The sequence below is a fragment of the Paenibacillus lutimineralis genome (genome assembly GCF_003991425.1).
In the GTDB taxonomy this organism is placed as follows: Bacteria; Bacillota; Bacilli; order Paenibacillales; family Paenibacillaceae; genus Fontibacillus; species Fontibacillus lutimineralis.
The window spans coordinates 1,864,395-1,883,005 of the sequence record NZ_CP034346.1; the positions used below are offsets into that span (position 1 = coordinate 1,864,395).

18 protein-coding genes are annotated in these 18,611 nt (G+C 45.1%); 15 read left to right on the forward strand and 3 right to left on the reverse strand.

From position 1 onward, the window contains the following. Window positions 1-4 precede the first annotated feature (4 nt). From EI981_RS07590 to EI981_RS07645, 13 genes are all read left to right on the forward strand, one after another. Window positions 5-1,555 carry a DUF2357 domain-containing protein gene (locus tag EI981_RS07590; RefSeq protein WP_227011753.1) on the forward strand — a complete coding sequence of 517 codons (1,551 nt, stop codon included), beginning with the start codon at window positions 5-7 and terminating at the stop codon, window positions 1,553-1,555. 184 nt (window positions 1,556-1,739) lie between these two features. Then, window positions 1,740-2,072, forward strand: a complete 333-nt coding sequence (locus EI981_RS07595; protein WP_126996906.1) for a nucleotide pyrophosphohydrolase — start codon at window positions 1,740-1,742, stop codon at window positions 2,070-2,072. A 160-nt stretch (window positions 2,073-2,232) separates the two neighbouring features. After that, entirely contained in the window at window positions 2,233-2,415 is a 183-nt protein-coding gene (locus tag EI981_RS29470) for a hypothetical protein (RefSeq protein WP_227011754.1), read from the forward strand. A 95-nt stretch (window positions 2,416-2,510) separates the two neighbouring features. Continuing rightward, a complete protein-coding gene (locus EI981_RS07600; RefSeq protein ID WP_227011755.1) occupies window positions 2,511-4,001 on the forward strand; it encodes a DUF2075 domain-containing protein in 1,491 nt (496 codons plus the stop codon). Between the two features lie 379 nt (window positions 4,002-4,380). Further along, complete coding sequence (locus EI981_RS07605) at window positions 4,381-5,367, forward strand: phosphotransferase (RefSeq protein WP_126996908.1); 987 nt, start codon at window positions 4,381-4,383, stop codon at window positions 5,365-5,367. A 439-nt stretch (window positions 5,368-5,806) separates the two neighbouring features. Then, the gene (locus EI981_RS07610; protein WP_162616129.1) at window positions 5,807-7,954 is read left to right on the forward strand and encodes a BglG family transcription antiterminator; all 2,148 of its coding nucleotides are present in this window, start codon (window positions 5,807-5,809) and stop codon (window positions 7,952-7,954) included. Between the two features lie 58 nt (window positions 7,955-8,012). Continuing rightward, entirely contained in the window at window positions 8,013-8,747 is a 735-nt protein-coding gene (locus EI981_RS07615) for a sugar isomerase domain-containing protein (protein ID WP_126996912.1), read from the forward strand. Window positions 8,748-8,812: 65 nt separating this feature from the next. Next, window positions 8,813-9,082 carry a PTS sugar transporter subunit IIB gene (locus EI981_RS07620; RefSeq protein ID WP_126996914.1) on the forward strand — a complete coding sequence of 90 codons (270 nt, stop codon included), beginning with the start codon at window positions 8,813-8,815 and terminating at the stop codon, window positions 9,080-9,082. Between the two features lie 24 nt (window positions 9,083-9,106). Continuing rightward, the gene (locus EI981_RS07625) at window positions 9,107-10,468 is read left to right on the forward strand and encodes a PTS ascorbate transporter subunit IIC (RefSeq protein ID WP_126996916.1); all 1,362 of its coding nucleotides are present in this window, start codon (window positions 9,107-9,109) and stop codon (window positions 10,466-10,468) included. Between the two features lie 38 nt (window positions 10,469-10,506). Next, window positions 10,507-10,773, forward strand: a complete 267-nt coding sequence (locus tag EI981_RS07630; RefSeq protein WP_126996918.1) for an HPr family phosphocarrier protein — start codon at window positions 10,507-10,509, stop codon at window positions 10,771-10,773. Then, complete coding sequence (ptsP, locus tag EI981_RS07635; RefSeq protein ID WP_126996920.1) at window positions 10,770-12,482, forward strand: phosphoenolpyruvate--protein phosphotransferase; 1,713 nt, start codon at window positions 10,770-10,772, stop codon at window positions 12,480-12,482. The genes EI981_RS07630 and ptsP overlap by 4 nt, the downstream gene beginning before the upstream one ends. Window positions 12,483-12,685: 203 nt before the next feature. Continuing rightward, a complete protein-coding gene (locus tag EI981_RS07640) occupies window positions 12,686-13,012 on the forward strand; it encodes a thioredoxin family protein (protein ID WP_126996922.1) in 327 nt (108 codons plus the stop codon). Between the two features lie 268 nt (window positions 13,013-13,280). Then, on the forward strand, window positions 13,281-14,132 hold the full coding sequence (locus tag EI981_RS07645; protein WP_126996924.1) for an MBL fold metallo-hydrolase: 852 nt from the start codon (window positions 13,281-13,283) through the stop codon (window positions 14,130-14,132). 102 nt (window positions 14,133-14,234) lie between these two features. Here the strand turns inward: EI981_RS07645 and EI981_RS07650 are convergent, their stop codons facing one another. From EI981_RS07650 to EI981_RS07660, 3 genes are all read right to left on the reverse strand, one after another. Beyond that, the gene (locus tag EI981_RS07650; RefSeq protein WP_126996926.1) at window positions 14,235-15,467 is read right to left on the reverse strand and encodes a chromate transporter; all 1,233 of its coding nucleotides are present in this window, start codon (window positions 15,465-15,467) and stop codon (window positions 14,235-14,237) included. A 120-nt stretch (window positions 15,468-15,587) separates the two neighbouring features. Continuing rightward, window positions 15,588-16,208 carry a bis(5'-nucleosyl)-tetraphosphatase (symmetrical) YqeK gene (gene yqeK / locus EI981_RS07655; protein ID WP_126996928.1) on the reverse strand — a complete coding sequence of 207 codons (621 nt, stop codon included), beginning with the start codon at window positions 16,206-16,208 and terminating at the stop codon, window positions 15,588-15,590. 152 nt (window positions 16,209-16,360) lie between these two features. Next, window positions 16,361-17,434 carry a M42 family metallopeptidase gene (locus EI981_RS07660; RefSeq protein WP_126996930.1) on the reverse strand — a complete coding sequence of 358 codons (1,074 nt, stop codon included), beginning with the start codon at window positions 17,432-17,434 and terminating at the stop codon, window positions 16,361-16,363. A gap of 346 nt (window positions 17,435-17,780) precedes the next feature. Between EI981_RS07660 and EI981_RS29475 the strand changes: the two genes are divergently transcribed. Continuing rightward, the gene (locus EI981_RS29475) at window positions 17,781-17,921 is read left to right on the forward strand and encodes a hypothetical protein (protein WP_227011756.1); all 141 of its coding nucleotides are present in this window, start codon (window positions 17,781-17,783) and stop codon (window positions 17,919-17,921) included. A 188-nt stretch (window positions 17,922-18,109) separates the two neighbouring features. Then, window positions 18,110-18,610, forward strand: a complete 501-nt coding sequence (spoVAC, locus tag EI981_RS07665) for a stage V sporulation protein AC (protein WP_126996932.1) — start codon at window positions 18,110-18,112, stop codon at window positions 18,608-18,610. Window position 18,611 lies beyond the last annotated feature (1 nt).

The following is an 18,611-nucleotide window of genomic DNA, read 5'->3' on the forward strand; positions in this document are numbered from 1 at the left end:
CACATTGGAGAATCGTTTTGTTCGGTGGGTTTTGCAGCGCGTTTCTACCAAGCTAAATCAGCTTAAAGCCAAGCTATCGGACAAAAACCGTATGCAAGATCCGCTTCTCCTGAAGCGGTTGAACTTTATGCAAACACAGCTGCAGCGGCTGCTGCGATTGGATTTTCTGAACGTGGGAGAAATGAAGCAACTGTCTGTATCATTAGTATTGCAAATGGCGCCGGGATACCGAGAAGTTTATCGTAACTATCTGATGCTTATGAAGGGCTTGTCGATCCAGAGCGATTTGTTCAGGCTGTCGATGAAAGATTTGGCTCAGCTGTATGAGTATTGGTGCTTCTTGAAGATCCATGACCTGCTAAGCCGCAAATATGAATTGATTAAGCAAGACATCATCAAGGTGAATCGGACAGGCGTATTCGTGACGCTGGATAAATCGCAGAAGTCACGAATGGTATACCGCAACCGAAGTAATGGGGAAGTTTTTACGCTGTACTATAACTCGTTACCTAGAGGCGATCGCAGTGCGACGCTCGGGCAGAAGCCTGATAATGTACTCACTTTGAAGAAAAATGAAGCCGCAGTGGAATATAAGTATATTTTTGATGCCAAGTATCGATTAAATCCCGCATATGAAGGCACGTCGTATTGCTCTAAATACAAACAGCCTGGTCTGGAAGAGGACGATATCAATACGATGCACCGATACCGTGATGCGATTGTTTATGAGGATGGACAAGGACAACAAGAGTTAGAGCGAAGTATGTTCGGAGCTTTTGTTCTGTTCCCTTATCATAACGAGGAGAAATTCCGAGAGCATCGTTTTTACAAAAGCATCGAGTTAGTGAATGTGGGGGCCTTTCCATTTCTACCAGGATCGACTTCACTTATGGAAGCTTTTTTAGATGAGATTATCATGGATAGCCCAGAAAAAGCATATGAGCGTTCCATTAGGCCACGTGGCACTAAGCGTTATTACCAGGACAAATTGACCGGTAAAAACATGCTAGTAGGCTCACTAAAAGGTCCGACACAATTAAAACAAGCACTTGAATTTAGCTTTTATCATATGCTATTAAAAAATATATCCAATCACCAAATTCTTACGCAGATTGAATACATTGCACTCTATCAATCTAAGGGAAGATTCTCTGCCACAGGAGAGACAGGGGTCTACTGGTATGGTCGTATATCCGATTGGAAGGTGCTTCGCCGCAAGGAAATCACCGAACGACTGGCAACCCCAGGAACTGAAGAACAATTATATGTGAAATTTACGATCGAGAAATGGATGAAGAGAGATAAATCTATAGTTCCAGGGGGACGTGGAATCCATACCGTACTATGTACATCTAAATATATGTTTGATAGAGCGGTTGAAATAGCTGAGTTTAAATTAGAGGTTGAAGAAGATCTTATCAAGTGGCGGGAACAAAGGCGATTGGGTACTGTTAAAGTGGAATTGGATCATGAAGAGGTAGATTTAGCGAAGAGAGTATTGAGTATTCATGGTGAAAGTTTTGAGGGAGAAGTGGAAGGAGATTCAACACATTAGGATATAGAATGACGAATTCCTTTTGTGAACTTGCCGTTTTGGACAGCACGGAGAATCGTATCATAAGTAGTTCTAATTAGGATGCATTGCTTTCGTGTAAATCTATTCTATTAGATACAAATGATAATCTACGCTACTACAACAAATAACTGTTAAAATATTAATGTTGAAAGGAGTATTAATAATGAATGAAGAGATCATCAGAAAGGTTCTTTCCTTTCGTCAAAAACGTAATTGGGAGCAATTCCATAATCCAAAGGACTTGGCCATATCAATAAGCATAGAGTCATCTGAACTCCTAGAGAATTTTCAATGGAAATCATCAGAGGAAGCCTTTAGTTTGAATAAAGATAATATTGCAGACGAGTTGGCGGATGTACTCATTTATTCGATATATATGGCGGAGAGTTTAAACTTAAGCATTGAAGAGTTGATTCAAAACAAGCTAAAGAAGAATGAATTAAAGTACCCTGTAGAGAAGGCATATGGAACGAAGGATAAATATACTAACTTGTAGAGGTGCAGACAATGATTATTTATAGCAGCAGTGCTCTTGAATTTCGTGAGAAAGTTGATAGTAACTTACTTACTCTATCGATCGAAGAGGCATTTATCAGAAAGATGGGAAGCGCCCGAGTCGAGGTGAAATAAGGGTATGGAATAATTCAATGCAATTTATGGAGCGTGTCATTCGCAATTCAAGGATAGCTGACGATTGTGGAATTATGATTGAATATAATATTCCAGTTACGAGCAAGAGGGTTGATTTTATCGTAACCGGGCAAGACGATGCCGGATATAATAATTTTATTATCGTAGAGTTGAAGCAATGGGATTTCAGCAAAAGCAACAGACCGTGAGGATGTAGTGCTTGCTTATGTTGGAGGAAAAGAAAGAGAAATGACACATCCGTCCTATCAGGCATGGTCTTATCGACAGCACTTAGAGGATATGAATGAGGCTATCCAAAGTCAAAATATTCATAGTTATTCGTGTTCATACCTACATAATTATAGAACTCCACAACCAGATCCACTTCAGAGCCAACAATATCATTCAATCATCAAGAAATCACCATTATTTCTGTCAGAAGATACAATTAAGCTTACAGGAGTTTATCCACAAGCATACCGGCAAAGGAAATGGGATAAATCTACTCTATTTAATTGAAAACGGGAAAATTCGCCCTTCCAAGAAGCTAATTGAACATATTGACGGATTATTTAAAGGTAATTCTGAATTCATCTTGCTAGATGAGCAGAAAATTGCATATGAATCGATTATAAGTGAAGCTAAGGAAATAACAAGTAAGAAGACATTGATCGTAAAAGGTGGACCTGGAACAGGGAAGTCTGTCATTTCGATGAATGCATTAGGTGGTCTTTTAAAGAAAAAGCTGAATGTAAAGTTTGTTGCTCCCAATGCCTCATTCAGGACAGCTATGGTTGAGACTTTAGTTAAACAACAAACTGAAAATAAATCAAGAGCTAGAGGACTATTTGCTGGCTCAGGCCAATTTTACAATTCTCCTGCTGATTTCTTTGACGTCCTAATCGTTGATGAAGCTCATCGACTTAAGGGGAAGGGCGCATATATGTATCAAGGTGTGAATCAAATCGAGGATATTATTAAATCATCCAAAGTGAATGTATTTTTTATTGATGATAATCAGCGTATTAGACCCGATGACATTGGTACAGTTGATGAAATTAAGCGAATCGCAGAAATGAATCATTCACAAGTCTTTGAGTACACCTTGTCTGCTCAATTTAGATGTTCGGGGGCAGAAGGATTTCTGAATTGGATTGATCATATTTTCCAGATTAGAGAGACAGGAAACTTTGATGGATGGGATCAAGATGCGTTTCAGTTCTTATTGATGGATGATCCTAATTCTGTTTATGAACTAATTAAAGAGAAAGTAAGTGAAGGCTACAAAGCTCGAATGCTAGCGGGGTACGCTTGGGAATGGACGAATGCCAAAGATGGTAATCCAAATGGAGAAATCGAGGATGATATTCCAGAACATGATTTTAAGATGCCTTGGAATGGACGTGCGCTTTCTACTTGGGCGATTGACGAAAGAGGATTAGAACAAATTGGTTGTGTTCACACCTCGCAGGGGTTGGAATTTGATTATGTTGGTGTCATCATCGGTAATGATTTGAAATATGATCCTCGATCGATGCGTATTTATGCTGACTTTGAAGAGTATAAGGACAAACAAGGGAAAAAGGGACTTAAAAAGGACAATGATCAACTGACAAAGCTAATTAAAAATATATATAAGGTGTTAATCTCTAGAGGAATGAAAGGCTGTTACCTGTATTGCCGAAACCCGGAGCTGCGAAACTACATTGTGGGGCAGTTAGGTAAGGTAATATTGGTAGAAACAACTAAGGAGTATGATGCCATTGTGTCGTCTTATACGGGTTGGAACGATTAGTTTATACGAAACAATTGCTCTAAGATAGTTCTGTGGTTCAGAGTTATCTTCATTTCTTGCATTGAATAGACCATCCTATGTACAGGAAGAGTTAGAAGACGAGAGAAGAAGGTTATACTTTTCTTTGAAATCATTCATGTACTGGACCAGCATGTCCTTTTCCAGCACATCGTACTTGTATAGCTTGTTTTGCTTCTGCTGATTTAAGATTTTGAGTTAAAAAAAGCCCCAGGAATTATAATCCTTGGGCTTTTCGTATGGCTATTTTAGCAAAGACCTTATTCAACATCATAACAAATCACCAAGAAACAGTCTATACTTTTTTTGTCAAATTGCCTATATTGATCATGCAAGAAACTCAATAGAAGGAGGGCGGAACATGGACGATTGGAGTCATTTATTGCAGGGAAAGCTTAGGGTTTGGGTAGAACATATTTTTGGAAGGGGTTATTATCCGGAGGAGGCTGTGCAGTTGCGCGGCGGAGCGCAGAAAGTTGTTTATAAGGTTCGTTGTTCGAACGGCTTTTACTTTATTCTGTATATTTGGGATTTGCGGATGAACTATTTTCGGGAAGAGCTGGAGCAGGAGGAACAATCCGAATCCATATCCGGTTTCGGGGGAAAACAATTTCAAACGGTTAACGCATATCTGAGCAAGCTTCAGGTTCGTACACCGGAGATCTATCACTTTGAACCGGGAGAACTCGAGGGTAAAGCGGATTTCGCATTTGTCGAGTACATAGAAGGAAAGGAAGCCTCGGATTTCTTTCAAGCCGCACCTGAGATTCAAGATCAAGTATTCGAATCTCTTTCGGGGATGTTGTACCGAATGCATCAACAGACAAGAGCATACTGGGGGAAACTACATGAACCGATACCGGACGAGCCTTCCGGGTGCCACTTACCCATGTTAGCAAAAGTAAACCGACAACTGGAGTATTTGTCTGCATATGTTCCGGAATTTCGGAATCATCACGACAATTTTGTTCAAGTAATAGATGATTTAGCTGCAAAAATCGAAACGAGATCGTGTTACAGCTTTATCCATGCAGAGCTGGGACCGAACCATGTTCTGATAGATAATCAGTTGCGTCCGTGGTTGATCGATATCGAAGGTGCATTGTTCTTCGATCCTGAGTACGAGCACAGCTTCATGGAGTTCCGGTTCGACAACTATGGGCGCTACCTGAAGAATAGTAGACTTGACCCCAATCGGATGACTTTCTATAAGTTGTACCATCATATTTCATTCAGTGCGGGCCCCCATCGGCTGCTCCAAAGAGGATATCCTGACGCAGAAATAGTTAAACAAATCATGGTGTTTAATACGCAGAGTGCCTTTCGGATTCTTGAAGATTATTTATAAATACAACAAGATATTAGGTGATCTTAGAACGGGCCATCCATTCGGAGGGTCTCTAAACTTGCCGTTATAGATAGCGCGATGAATCAAATCACAAATAAAAGGAAACCTTTGGTATCGCAGTTCGGATGCGATAGAGGATATTATCTTTGAACAGGAATTACCAGTGTGGTCGAGTTCATATACTTATAGTGACTTGTATTCTCGAACCGCCGCCCCCGCCTACAAACCGGGGAGCGGCGGTTTTTTGCCTGCACAAACCAATTGATGTCATATTGCCGCATTTACCGCGGAAGGGATCACAAGATTGCTGCATTGAATCGGGAAGGCGTGTGCCGCTACAATACAAGTATAGCAAGTTTATCTTGCTTGGCAGTCTTTTAGATAATCGGCATTCCAAAAGTCAGCATGAAGGGAAAGGACGGAGATGGAGATGCTTACTATGCGCGAATATTTGGTGCTTCAGAAGTTGCAGGAAAGTCGGCATCCGTTGACGGTTTCCTTTTTGGCCAGTTCATTCGATGTGAACGAGCGAACGATCCGCAACGATCTTCAAGGGTTGGACGCGTGGTGCAGGAAGCAAGGGATGCAGCTTTGCCGCAAACCGAATGTGGGCGTTTGGCTCGAAACGAAAGGGCGCATCATCCATCCCGAAACGCCTCCTTCGTCTCAGGATTTCCACCGGCAAATTGTCTACAGTCCCGATGATCGTCAGAAATTGATGGCGTTCGAATTGCTGCTTCGCAACGAAGCCGTTCTGGTCAAAGAGTTCGAATTCTTGCTAGGGATCAGCAAATCGACAGCGTTGCGGGATTTGGAGACATTGGAACGAACATGGAGCAATACACCGCTTCAGTTGGTGAAACGGCCCAATTTCGGCGTTTTGGCAGTAGGTGAAGAGCGGGAAATCCGCAATGCGCTGTTCCGATTGTTGACCGACGAGTCCTTGATGAAAATTCCGGTTGCACAGAAGTATAACGATGCCGTCTACCGTTGCCTAAAAGTTGAAGGGAAACAATCCGGCGCACCGGAATCCGGAAAGCAACGAATGTTGGATGTATGGCTCGGCTTGCGCAGAGAACTGGATCGGCACGGAATGCGTCTCACGGATGAAGCTTTAGCCACTTATGCGCTGCATATGGCGATCGCTGCTTACAGGATTCGGCTGGGAGAGCAGATCTCGCTCACTGATAAGCAGAAGGAACGCATTCGCCGTCAAAATTTCCACCCATGGCTGGTTCAGCTCCTGGAGCGAATGATGCCATCACAAGATCCGTCATGGCCGGAGGAAGAAGTGCTGAATATGGCCGTACATTTGGCGGCTTCGAGCATGAGTGAATGGTTGGAGAACTCACAGGTACTTTCTGAAGGAGAGACTTCCTTGCTAGCTGCGGCGGTGCACAACATGGTCGAAATTACGGAACGGTTCCTCGGGTTGTCCTTTCAAGGGGACGGGGAGTTGTATCGGGGGCTCGCGAATCATTTGGCGCCGATGATACATCGCTTACGTTACGGAATCGCGTCAAAGCCAGCTTGCGCTCCGGCGGAAATAGACGTCAAACATGCTTATCAGTGGATTTTCTATGCCGCCCGTTCTGGAGCGAAAGTGGTAGAAGAACTGTTTGATCTCTCTGTTCCCGATTCTGAAGTAGCTCATCTTTCCCTTTACATTGGGGCGGCTGTCGAACGGAAAAAGGGAAGCGCTTCCTCCAGTGGGGTCCGGGCAGTCATCGTGTGCGGGAGCGGGGTAGGAACTTCGCAAATGCTTGAAGTTCGTTTAATGCAGGAATTTCCGGAAATTCGCGTTCGGGCCACCTGTTCCGTGTTTGCCATAGAGAAGTGGCTCGACGGGAAGACTGATTTGTTTCTTGCGACGGTGCCGTTTCAGTTGGAGGGAGCGACGGTCATCGAATGCAGCCCTTTCCTCGATTCAAAAGACGTATTCGCCATTCGCGCTTGGCTGACTGGGGGGAGTTCCTCGTTCGCTAACTTGAGAGACAAATTAACAGAGGAAATCGTCGCCGCGGCGGCGCAGTTGGGATTGCGACATCCTCGATTGTCTAAGGAGGTGAGCCAGACTATCGCGTCCTATTTCGCCAATAGCGAAAAAACGATGACACATTACTGGAAAAGGAGCGATCAAGGAAAAATGTTGGACGATTTACTAACAAAACAAACCGTTCTTTGCCATCCCGATTGTTCAACCTGGGAAGATGCTGTGAAGACGGCGGGACAGCTTATGGAACAAACCGGAGCAGTGGATGCGGAATATACAGAGGCAATGATGAATGGGTTACGCAAACATGGGCCTTACATGGTTGTGGCTCCTGGGGTGGCATTATTGCACGCTAGACCGCAAGACGGAGTCAAAGAAGTGGGAATGAGTTTGCAGATCGTACCTGATGGTGTAACTTTCGGGCATCCGAGCAGAGATCCGGTTCGTTTGGTCTTCGCTTTTGGAACGACCGATTCCCAATCGCATTTGCAGGCTTTGTCCCGGTTGATGTCATTATTCAATGACGAAGAGCGGCTATCCGCATTAATGAAGTCGTCGAGCGTGGATGAGGCGCTCACTTTATTGCATGACTGAGTCAACCTAACTTTACAAATATACAGCTAATTTTCATGTGAGAGGGGACAGGATTAACATGTTAGCGGAAGCTTATGTCAATCGAATTATGGAACTGATACAGATTGCGAAGGAAACTCAGATGGAAGCAGTTCGACAAGGGGCTAAACTGGTGGCCGATGCCGTTTCGCAAGACGGAGTGCTACATGTGTTCGGCTGCGGTCACTCGCAGATGTATGCAGAAGAAGTGTTTTACCGAGCGGGGGGATTGGTACCAGTAAACGCTATTCTGGAGCCAGCATTGTCCTTGCGTCCGGAAGCGCCGAAGAGTACCTGGTTCGAGCGAATCGAAGGTTATGCGGAAATCGTACTGGAGCATGAACGGATATCCCAGGGAGATGTGATACTGATTGCCTCTACTTCCGGACGGAATGCGGTACCGGTGGAGATGGCGTTAGAGGCCAAAAAGCGTGGCATGTATGTCATCGCTTTGACGTCGCTGCAATTCACCAACGATGTAACGTCGCGCCATCCTTCCGGGAAAAAATTAATTGATGTGGCCGATGTGGTGCTGGATAATTGCGGAGTAAGCGGCGACGCGATTATGGAGCGGGACGATCTGCCGGCTAAATTCGGTCCGTCGTCATCTGTTCTCGGCTTCACTCTGTTGCAATCGCTGATCGTACAGACCGTTGAAGAACTGTGCGAACGCGGAGTCCAACCACCGATCTGGGTCAGTTCCAATCTCGATAAGGGCGATGCGATCAACGCGGAATATATTCGCCGCTACAAAGACCGCATTAAATGTTTGTGATCGAAGCAAATAACTAGTCGGTAAGGCGATGAAATGCAAAATTCCGAATGGGAGTGTGTAAGACAATGAAAATTGTAACCGTTTGCGGCATGGGGTTCGGCACAAGTCTAATGGTGAAGATGAGCATCGATGATATTTTGAAGGAACTCGGCAAACAAGCCGATACACAAGCGATGGATATGGGATCGGTAAAGGGACTTGATGCCGACTTGTTCGTCACTTCCAAAGAGATGGAAAGCAGTTTTCCGGAAGTAGACGCGCCGGTGATTTATCTGGACAACATGACGAATAAAGCGGAGATCAAGGAGAAGGTCATTCCATTTTTAAACCGATAACCTTAAGAGAGGGGAAAATGAGCGATGCTTGATTTCCTGATTCAATTAATAACGACGCCTGCGGTCATGCTCGGATTAGTCGCTTTGGTCGGCCTTCTAATCCAGCGCAAAAACGCCGCAGACGTCACGAAAGGAACCCTGAAGACCATACTCGGCGTATTGATCTTAACGGCAGGGTCAGGTGTTATCGTTCAATATTTGGAACCGTTCGCCACGATTTTTACACAAGGATTTCAGTTGACCGGCGTTGTTCCATTCGATGAAGCCGTCATCGGGGCGTTGTCAGAAAAAGTTCCCGAAATTGCCCGCAACGGTTCGTTGATATTGGCACTAGGCTTTGTTACCAATATTATACTAGCCCGCTTCTCGCCTTACAAATATATCTTTCTTACGGGTCATATGTTGTGGATCATGTCGGGTGCGTTGGCTTGGGCTTTTTACGACCTGGGTTACTCAACCGTTCAAGCGGTGTTATGGGGATCAATGATTCAAGGCTTGGCTTGTGTGCTTTTCCCTGCGCTTGCTCAGCCAATCATGCGTAAAATAACGGGCTCCAGTGAAATCGGCTACGGTCATTTTACAACGGCCGGTGTCGTATTGTCCGCTGGTGTCGGCAAGCTGGTCGGCAATCCGAAGAAGAGCTCGGAAGATATGAAAATGCCGAAAAGTCTAGAGTTTTTCAAGGATACCGCGGTTTCCATTTCTTTCGTCATGGTCCTCATCTATCTCATTTCGGTACTGATGGCTGGTCCCGAATTTATGAAGACGATAAGCAACGGCCAGAACTGGATCGTGTTTGCAATTGTTCAAGGCTTGGGCTTTACGGCTGGTGTACTCATTTTGCTGCAAGGGGTCAGGATGTTCCTAGGAGAAATTGTCCCAGCGTTCCGCGGCATTGCGCAAAAGCTCGTTCCTGGAGCGACGCCTGCTCTGGATTGTCCCGTCGTATTTGCCTTTGCGCCAAACGCATTGATTATCGGTTTCTTAAGCAGCATTGTCGGCATGGTGATCGGCATGCTCGTCTCACGAACATTCGGTGAGATCGTCCCTCTGCCTTCCATTATCGGCGGGTTTTTCACTGGAGGGATCGCAGGTATATTCGGCAATGCGTTGGGAGGTAGACGGGGGGCGATTGTTTCCGGTGTGATCTACGGCCTTGTGTTAACGATACCTGTTGCTTTGTTCTTCCCGTTGTACGGCCTTGAAACGTATGGTGTGACGGGGATCGCTCTTCTCTTGTCCGATGCGTTGATCGTACTTTCGGGAGTGAAGCTGCTTGATTCGCTCCATATCCTGCCAATTGCCGTACCGTTGGCAATTGTGGCGGTAATTGCTCTTGGTTGGATTCGTCCGAACAAAAAGCAAGGTAAGTCAGAGTCAGTCTAATAAAAACGAAGATATTGAGAAATAAAGGTGGGAGACATATGGTAGAGAAACGAACAGCGATCCGAAACGCAAACGGTTTGCATATGCGGCCTGCAACTGAGTTTGTCGATTGCGCATCCACTTTTGCCAGCAAAATTTCGCTGGCGAAAAACGGTCTCGAGGTCGATGCCAAAAGTATGGTTGGCGTTATATCGCTGGCAGTCGCATGCGGCGAAGAAATTGTGATCGCGGCGGAGGGCCCGGATGAGGAAGAAGCGCTCGCCGCTCTGGAGCGGGTTCTTGAAGAAATGAGGGAAGAGGAATGAACGCGATTCGCGGCATTGCGGCGGCGGAAGGAATTGCGATCGGTACAGCCCTGGTGCTCCCCCGCTTTAGTTGGGGAGACGATCCGAGAACACATGTGAAAGCGGTGGAAACCCCGGAACGGGAAGTATCGAAATTGCTTCAAACGTTCGAAGAGGTTCAGCAAGAGCTGGAGGCGTTGTATGCTCAGGCGCAGGCCAAACTTGGCGAAGAGAGCGCCAAAATCGTAAAAGGTCAGATTCTGATGGCGAAGGATCGCTCCTGGATCGAAGGAATGACGCGCTTAATCGAAGAACAAGGAGTGTCTGCGGTAAGCGCGGTACAGACGAAAGTGGATGAACTGCTCCGCCTGTTCGAAGCAACGGACAATGCATACATGCGTGAAAGGGCGAGCGACGTTCGGGACCTCGGAAGCAGGCTGTTGCTGCGATTGCAAGGGGGAGTTCGCGAAGAAGTTGAAGGGATAAGCGGCCCCGTCATTTGGGTGGCCAATGATTTGCCGCCTTCGCTTACCGTAGGAATCGATTCAACGAAAGTTATGGCGTGGGTTACGGAAACGGGCGGACGAACATCTCATTCATCTATTCTTGCCCGAACATTGGGCGTTCCCGCGGTCGTGGGGGCCGGCGATTTGGGAGAGCAGATTCGAACGGGACAGACTCTGATCGTGGACGGTGGCGCCGGTCTTGTATATACGGATCCTGATTCGGAACTTCTGGACGAATACGAAGAAAAACTGCTCGCTTTAGCGGCCAAAGACAACCAATTAGCGCGTTGGAAGGATGAACCGACCGTTACGGCCGACGGGAAGAGGATCGTTCTTCAGGCCAATATCGGCCACGCCGAGGAAGCAGAGGCTGCGCTTAAGCAGGGAGCCGAGGGGATCGGGCTGTTCCGTTCCGAGTTTCTATTCATGCATCGCAACGATTTGCCGTCTGAAGAGGAGCAATTCGCCGCATATAAGAAAGCCGTTGAGGCGATGGTAGGAAAGCCAGTCACGATCCGCACCTTGGATATTGGCGGTGACAAGGAACTCCCGTATCTTCAAATGCCTCGAGAACTCAATCCGTTTCTAGGTTATCGGGCAATACGCCTTTGTCTGGACCGGCCTCATCTATTCCTTACGCAACTGCGGGCCATACTGCGCGCCAGCAATTACGGGCAAGTCCGTCTTATGCTGCCGATGATTTGTGCGGCTGAAGAAATTCGGCAGACGCATCGCCTGATAGAGCAGGCAAGGACGGAGTTGACGCAGGAGGGAATTCCGTACGATTCACAAATGAAAGTTGGCATCATGGTGGAAACTCCGGCCGCTGCTTTGCTGATGGATCAGCTGGGGGCGATGGTTGATTTTGTTAGCATCGGGACAAACGATCTGGTGCAGTATACGATGGCTTGCGACCGAATGAATGAATCAATTTCGTATCTTTATCAACCTTATCATCCATCCGTTCTTCGCCAAATTCATTATATTGTTGAACAAGCGCACCGTAATGGTATAACCGTATCTCTGTGTGGAGAGTTGGGTAGCGAAGCGTCCGCGTTTCCGTTGTTGATCGGAATGGGTGTTGACTATATCAGCATGTCGGCTTCTTCCATCCTCGCCATACGAGAAACAGCGGCATCGTTGGACAGCGGGAAGTGCGAACGATTGGCCGCTTCCGTCTTGCAATGTGCCGATCAGGAGGAAGTTCTGTCTTTGCTTAAATGAATATTTAACTTTTGAGCGTTGTGCGGATGTTTCGCCAGCGCTCTTTTTATTTCTTTTGATAGATTTCTGGTGGTTCGGTATCCTACAGCGTTTGCTATGAAGATGGAAAGATCGCTTCGTTTTGCATACTATTGCGTAAATGGTTAAAATAACATATTAAGTGCAACATGATTATGGAAAACGGGGTAGGGGGGACTCTTATTATGGAACGCATTCAAACAGAGAAACAGTACGAGGAACTGATTAATCGCGATCAATTGACTATCATTAAATACGATGCCACCTGGTGTCCAGACTGCAAGACACTGGATAAATTCATGCCAGATATTATGGCGAAACATCAGGACAAAGATTTTTATGCTCTGGACGTGGAACAGCTTGAAGAGATTACAAGCAAAAATGAAGTGCGCGGAATTCCAAGCCTTCTGGTGTATAAAAACGGGGAGAAGTTAGCTCATCTTCATAGCAAATATGCCAAAACGCCAAGTCAGATTTCCGAGTATCTAGAGACATTGGAATCGAAAAAATAAAGGGATTCTATAAATTATCACAAAAAAGCAGTCCAGGGATTAATCCCCTGGGCTGCTTTTTAATAGCGGCCAGATCCGTTTTATTTATTCTTTCCATATGAAAGAACTTGCTAATATGATATTTTAACCTTGGAAAAATATGCAGATACATCCAATCAAATGAGGTGAATCCAATGGTAAAAAAATAAAATGAGAATATCTATATGAAAACTAAATATGCATGTAGATGTTCTCTTCAAAAATGAAGAAATTATAGAGGAGAATTGACATGCTAAATAAATTAAGCAAATCTATCTATTATTTATCTAACCAAAATGATAAAGAAAGACCGACACTAGGGTTAGTTTGCGGGGATAAATATAGCTTGGTAATAGACGGTGGGAATTCGGTTCAGCATGCTAATGATTTCTTACGCGAAATTGAGAGTCTAAATGTACCACCGATCAAATATTTGGTCATCACACATGCACATTGGGATCATTTTTTGGGGATGAATGAATATAACGCTACGATTATTGTTAATAGTCTAACAAATGAAATTATTAATAAATGGCGGGGCTATTCTTATGATGATCGTTCTCTCGAAGAATATAAGAATTCCAAGAAGATGGATTCGTTGTGTGTGGACATCATTAAGAATGAAATACCAGATAGAGAGTCCTTTCAATTAAACGCTTCAGATATTATTTTTGAAGAGTCTCTTAAGCTGGATTTGGGGAATAAGGTATGTATCCTAGAGAGAATAAGAAGTACTCATACGGATGACTCAACAGTTGCTTATATACCGGATGAGAAGACCATTTTTCTAGGAGATAGCGTCTATTGCACAACTACGAATTCTTTATTTCATTTTAAACAATCTAAGCTATTACCTATGATTGAAGATATTCAGAAATATGATGCGGTTCATTTTTTACTGGGTCATGAATCCATTTGTGACTTAGATGAGATGAATTCTTATTGGAATGAGCTCGTTTCAGCTAGCAAAGCCGCAGATTCCACATCATTAGAGAGTGCATTAGAGTCCTTTGAAGCAGATCATAAACGGAAACCGAATGAAGATGAACTTTTCTTCTTAAAAGCGTTTGTTAATGATCAGATATTAAAGTCGCAGTTATAGAAGTATTAAAAAAGTCCAATTAATGCCAGAATGCAAATAACTCGCTTCCAGGCTTAGCCTAAGCGGGTTATTTCTCGTCTCTATGCACTCTACAAAACTCTTCTACGATAACAAAGAAATCACAGCCCCACCAGCCGCAGAGAACAATACAACCAGCCACGGTGGAAGCTTCCATAGCATAAGCATGCCGAAGGCAGCAAGCGCAAGGCAGAAATCGAAAGGGGTATGAATTGCTTTAGTCCACACCGGATCATACAGGGCGGCGAGTAGGATACCGATCACGGCGGCGTTAATTTCTTTGAAGATCGCTTGGAAATTGGGGCGTCGGCGAATCGTATCCCAGTATGGCAAGGTACCAATAACTAATAGAAAAGAAGGGAGGAACATCGCTAATAAAGCAACTATAGCACCAGACCATCCATCCACTACGGTCCCTAAGTAAGCTGAGAAGGTGAATAAAGGGCCTGGTACGGCTTGAGCTGCTCCGTAACCCGCTAGAAATTGGGCATCTGTCAGCCAGCCTGAAGGAACCATTTCTGCTTGAAGAATAGGTAATACAACATGACCTCCGCCAAATACTAGCGAGCCTGCGCGGTAAAAGGTATCGAACAACGCCAGCCAACGGGAATGAACGATTGTTCGCAATAGTGGCAACCCGATCAATAGTCCGAAAAATAAGATCCAGGCGATGACCGCTGCTCGGCGATGAATAGACGTATTTATATGAGTATGAGGAACTTCTTTAATTTCGGATTTTGTCAGAAATAAGCGGCCGAATAGCCCGGCAACAGCGATGAGAATAATCTGCGTGTAGGCGGAAGGCCATAATAAGGTGATGATAGCAACGAATATGGCAATGGTACCTCGAATTCGATCAGGAGCTAGGCTTCGCGCCATTCCCCAGACAGCTTGGGCTACGATGGCTACAGCAGCGATCATTAATCCGTGCAGCCAGCCAGCGCTGCCAACGTCGTAGTTATTAATTGCGTAGGCGAAGATCACTAGCGCCAGTGCAGAAGGCAAAGTGAAGCCGATCCAAGAAGCGATTCCACCAAGCAGTCCGCCGCGCATCATGCCGATGGAAATCCCGACTTGGCTGCTCGCAGGTCCCGGGAGGAACTGGCATAGAGCTACCAGATCGGCATAGCTTTTTTCATCCAGCCATTTTCTCCGTTTCACATACTCTTCGCGAAAATACCCCAAATGGGCGATAGGCCCGCCAAAGGATGTAAGCCCGAGCTTCGTAGATGCTCCGAGAATTTCGAGAATCGCACCTTTTTTCTGCTTTCTTATTGAAGATTTAGATTGCGATGTTCCCTTTGTTTGTTTGGTCATCTCTAATTCTCGACCTCATCTCAAAAGATTATGGAATTTATGTATTGCTCCTGTGAATTATAGAGCAATACTATTCCGTGATTGTTAAGTGGAGTCATCTGTTTTGTAAAAACATTGTTATCATTCTTTGAATTGTTCTTTGAGTTCCTTATACGCGGATTCTAAAAAAGGATGTACAACTTTAAGATTACTTTTATTGTCAAATAAGTATTTGATGTAGGCGTATGAAGCAGCGTCTATGGATTCTTTTAATGAATGTTCAATTCTTTTTATGTATGGAGGAGTACCATCTTGGTCCCACTCGATTTTATCTGCAACAAATAATACCTTGTCGATCTTTGAAGCATTCGATTTTAGCGTTGTGTGGCAGGTAATAGCACTTATAATCTCATCATCATGTACATTAAATATTTCTGTAGCCATTACTCCAGATATTTTTTGATGAATGATCATAGGAAAAATCTCTTCTTCTTTCAATATTTCTAATCCCAAAGCTTTTGCTACATCAATTCGCTCAGAGTTTGGAAAAATTGCACTAACATCATGAAGATATCCAGCCATTTTTGCTTTGTATGGGTCGACGCCATAGATTTTGGCCAGTTGCTCTGCTTTTTCTCCTACTTTTAAACAGTGCTCCGCTGTTTTTGGATGTCCATTTACTATCAGAAAATGATAAAAGTCAGTTTCAACATCTCCGGTCATTGAGATATTCAACATAAATTCATCGAATATTGAATTCATATCTTCGCACCCTCTTTTGTCTCAAAATTAATATAAAAATCCCCCATCCAGCACATGTGAGGGGCAATGAAGTCCTCTGGTGTATTGCTGGATGAGGGAAAAGAGTGGCTATAAAGCCTGTAACATTTCGCTAAAAAGGAGATTTTGTACTATTAACTATTCTCCAAAATTGTGTTCAGCGTCGTACGGTCAAGACCTTTGACGAGCTTGGTCAACAATTCTTTAGCAGCAGCGTAATCATCCGTGTGAATGATGGATGACGAGGTATGGATGTAGCGGGAGCAAATCCCGATGACCGTTGAAGGTACGCCGCTGCCGCTCAGGTGGACTTGACCGGCATCTGTTCCGCCTGGGGAGACGAAATATTGATATTTGATCTTATTCGTATCTGCCGTGTCCTGAATATATTCGACCATGCCACGATGGGTGAGCATCGTTGGATCGTAAATCCGCAGTAAGGCGCCTCCGCCTAGCTGTCCGAACGCTTTCTTGTCTCCGGTCGTGTCGTTGGCCGCACTGGCGTCGAGACCGAAGAAAATGTCAGGCTGGATCATATTGGCGGAAGTCCGTGCTCCGCGCAGACCCAACTCCTCTTGAACTGTAGTACCGCAGTATAATGTGTTCGGCAATTTCTCCTTATGTAGAGCCTCCATTAACTCGATTGCCAAACCTACACCGTAACGGTTATCCCAGGCTTTGGCCATGATTTTCTTCGGATTGACCATCGGTGTAAATTCGCAGATTGGTACGATTTGCTGGCCTGGGCGAACCCCTGCCGCTTCTGCCTGCTCACGACTGTCTGCACCAATATCCAGATACATCGTCTTCAGGTCCACCGGCTTGCTGCGATCCGCTTCACTTAGCAGGTGAGTTGGTGTTGAGCCGACGACACCGATAATTCTGCCCTGCGGCGTAATAATGTGCAGTCGCTGTGCCAATACGGCCTGGCTCCACCAGCCTCCAAGTGGTTGGAAGGAGACCATCCCGTGATCGCTAATTCCCGTAGTCATGAAGCCGACCTCATCTAAATGTCCAGCTACCATCACTTTAGGGCCGTTATCGTCTCCGCGCAGTACCCCAAATATACTACCCAGCCGATCCTGCAGAAATTCTGTGGTATAGGCTGACATCTTCTCTTTTACAAAGGCACGCAGTTCACGTTCAAAGCCCGGTGCCGAAGGAAATTCGGTAAGTTGCTTAAATAACTCCAGCGTTTTAGTATCCATTTCGTATCTCTCCTTGCAGATGATTTAAATGTGAAGTCCGCTTCCTGATTTACTTCATGATCCATCGCGGACTTGTTGAACAACCTCTTTTAGTGCGCGTTTAAAAAGTCCTACTTTCAGCACCGAGAAGGTTGGATGAAGCTAGGGACTGAGGAGCGGAGCGTACGTAGTTTGTACGTGAGCACCGGAAGGCCCGGCTGAATTCAAGATTCGATGTTGATTAAGCTACCCGTGCTACTTCGTGATCAAAGGGGGACTTTTTAAACAACCTCTTTAAGTATGTACCATCTTGTTAGTATTGTCTATTTGCATACGGGATAAGCCCAAGACTAGGCGAATATCGCACATGGGAAGTGTCTGGAGCATATACTGCCAAAAAGTTGATGAAATAATTGGGAGGCTAACGAAGATGGAGCGTTACTCCAAGGACTGGATCGTAATTTTCCTGCTCTTTATTCTACTCGTCATTCTTTTGCTGTATTTGTAGAAGCAGAAGGTCGGTCTAACTTTTTGCACACATATCAGACAAACAGTGTTTCTCAGGAAACTGGGGGACACTGTTTTTTGCTGTTCAGCGGATATGGATGATTTACCAAACATAACAAGTCGCTGTGTGGCAAATAATGAATATGCAGTGTGAGGAGAGGAATCAATTCGCAAGAAGGAGGGACAATAGTGCCAACGAAGACAAAATCAGGCGCCCGATTCAGGTTGAACTCCATCTCGTTGACTGAAGAGGACTATAAGCAAATTGCTGATTCCCATAAGCCGAAGACGAATATCTTCAAGAACTGCTTAAAGGCCTTTCTGGTTGGAGGCTTCATCTGCTTCATCGGTCAGTGCATTCAGCAGCTCTTCATGACCTTTGCCGGGATGTCCGCGAAGCAAGCAAGCAGCCCAACCGTTGCTGTATTGATCATCATATCCGTTATTCTGACATCGCTTGGTGTATACGATAAGATCGCACAATGGGCAGGCGCCGGTTCAGCCGTTCCGGTTACCGGATTTGCCAACTCGATGTGTTCCTCGGCGATTGAATCAAAGGCGGAAGGCCTGGTACTCGGCGTAGGTGCCAATATGTTCAAATTAGCTGGATCCGTCATTGTATTCGGTGTGGTAGCCGCTTTTATTGTAGGGATTGTACATGTGATCTTCGGCATAGGGGGGACACATTAGG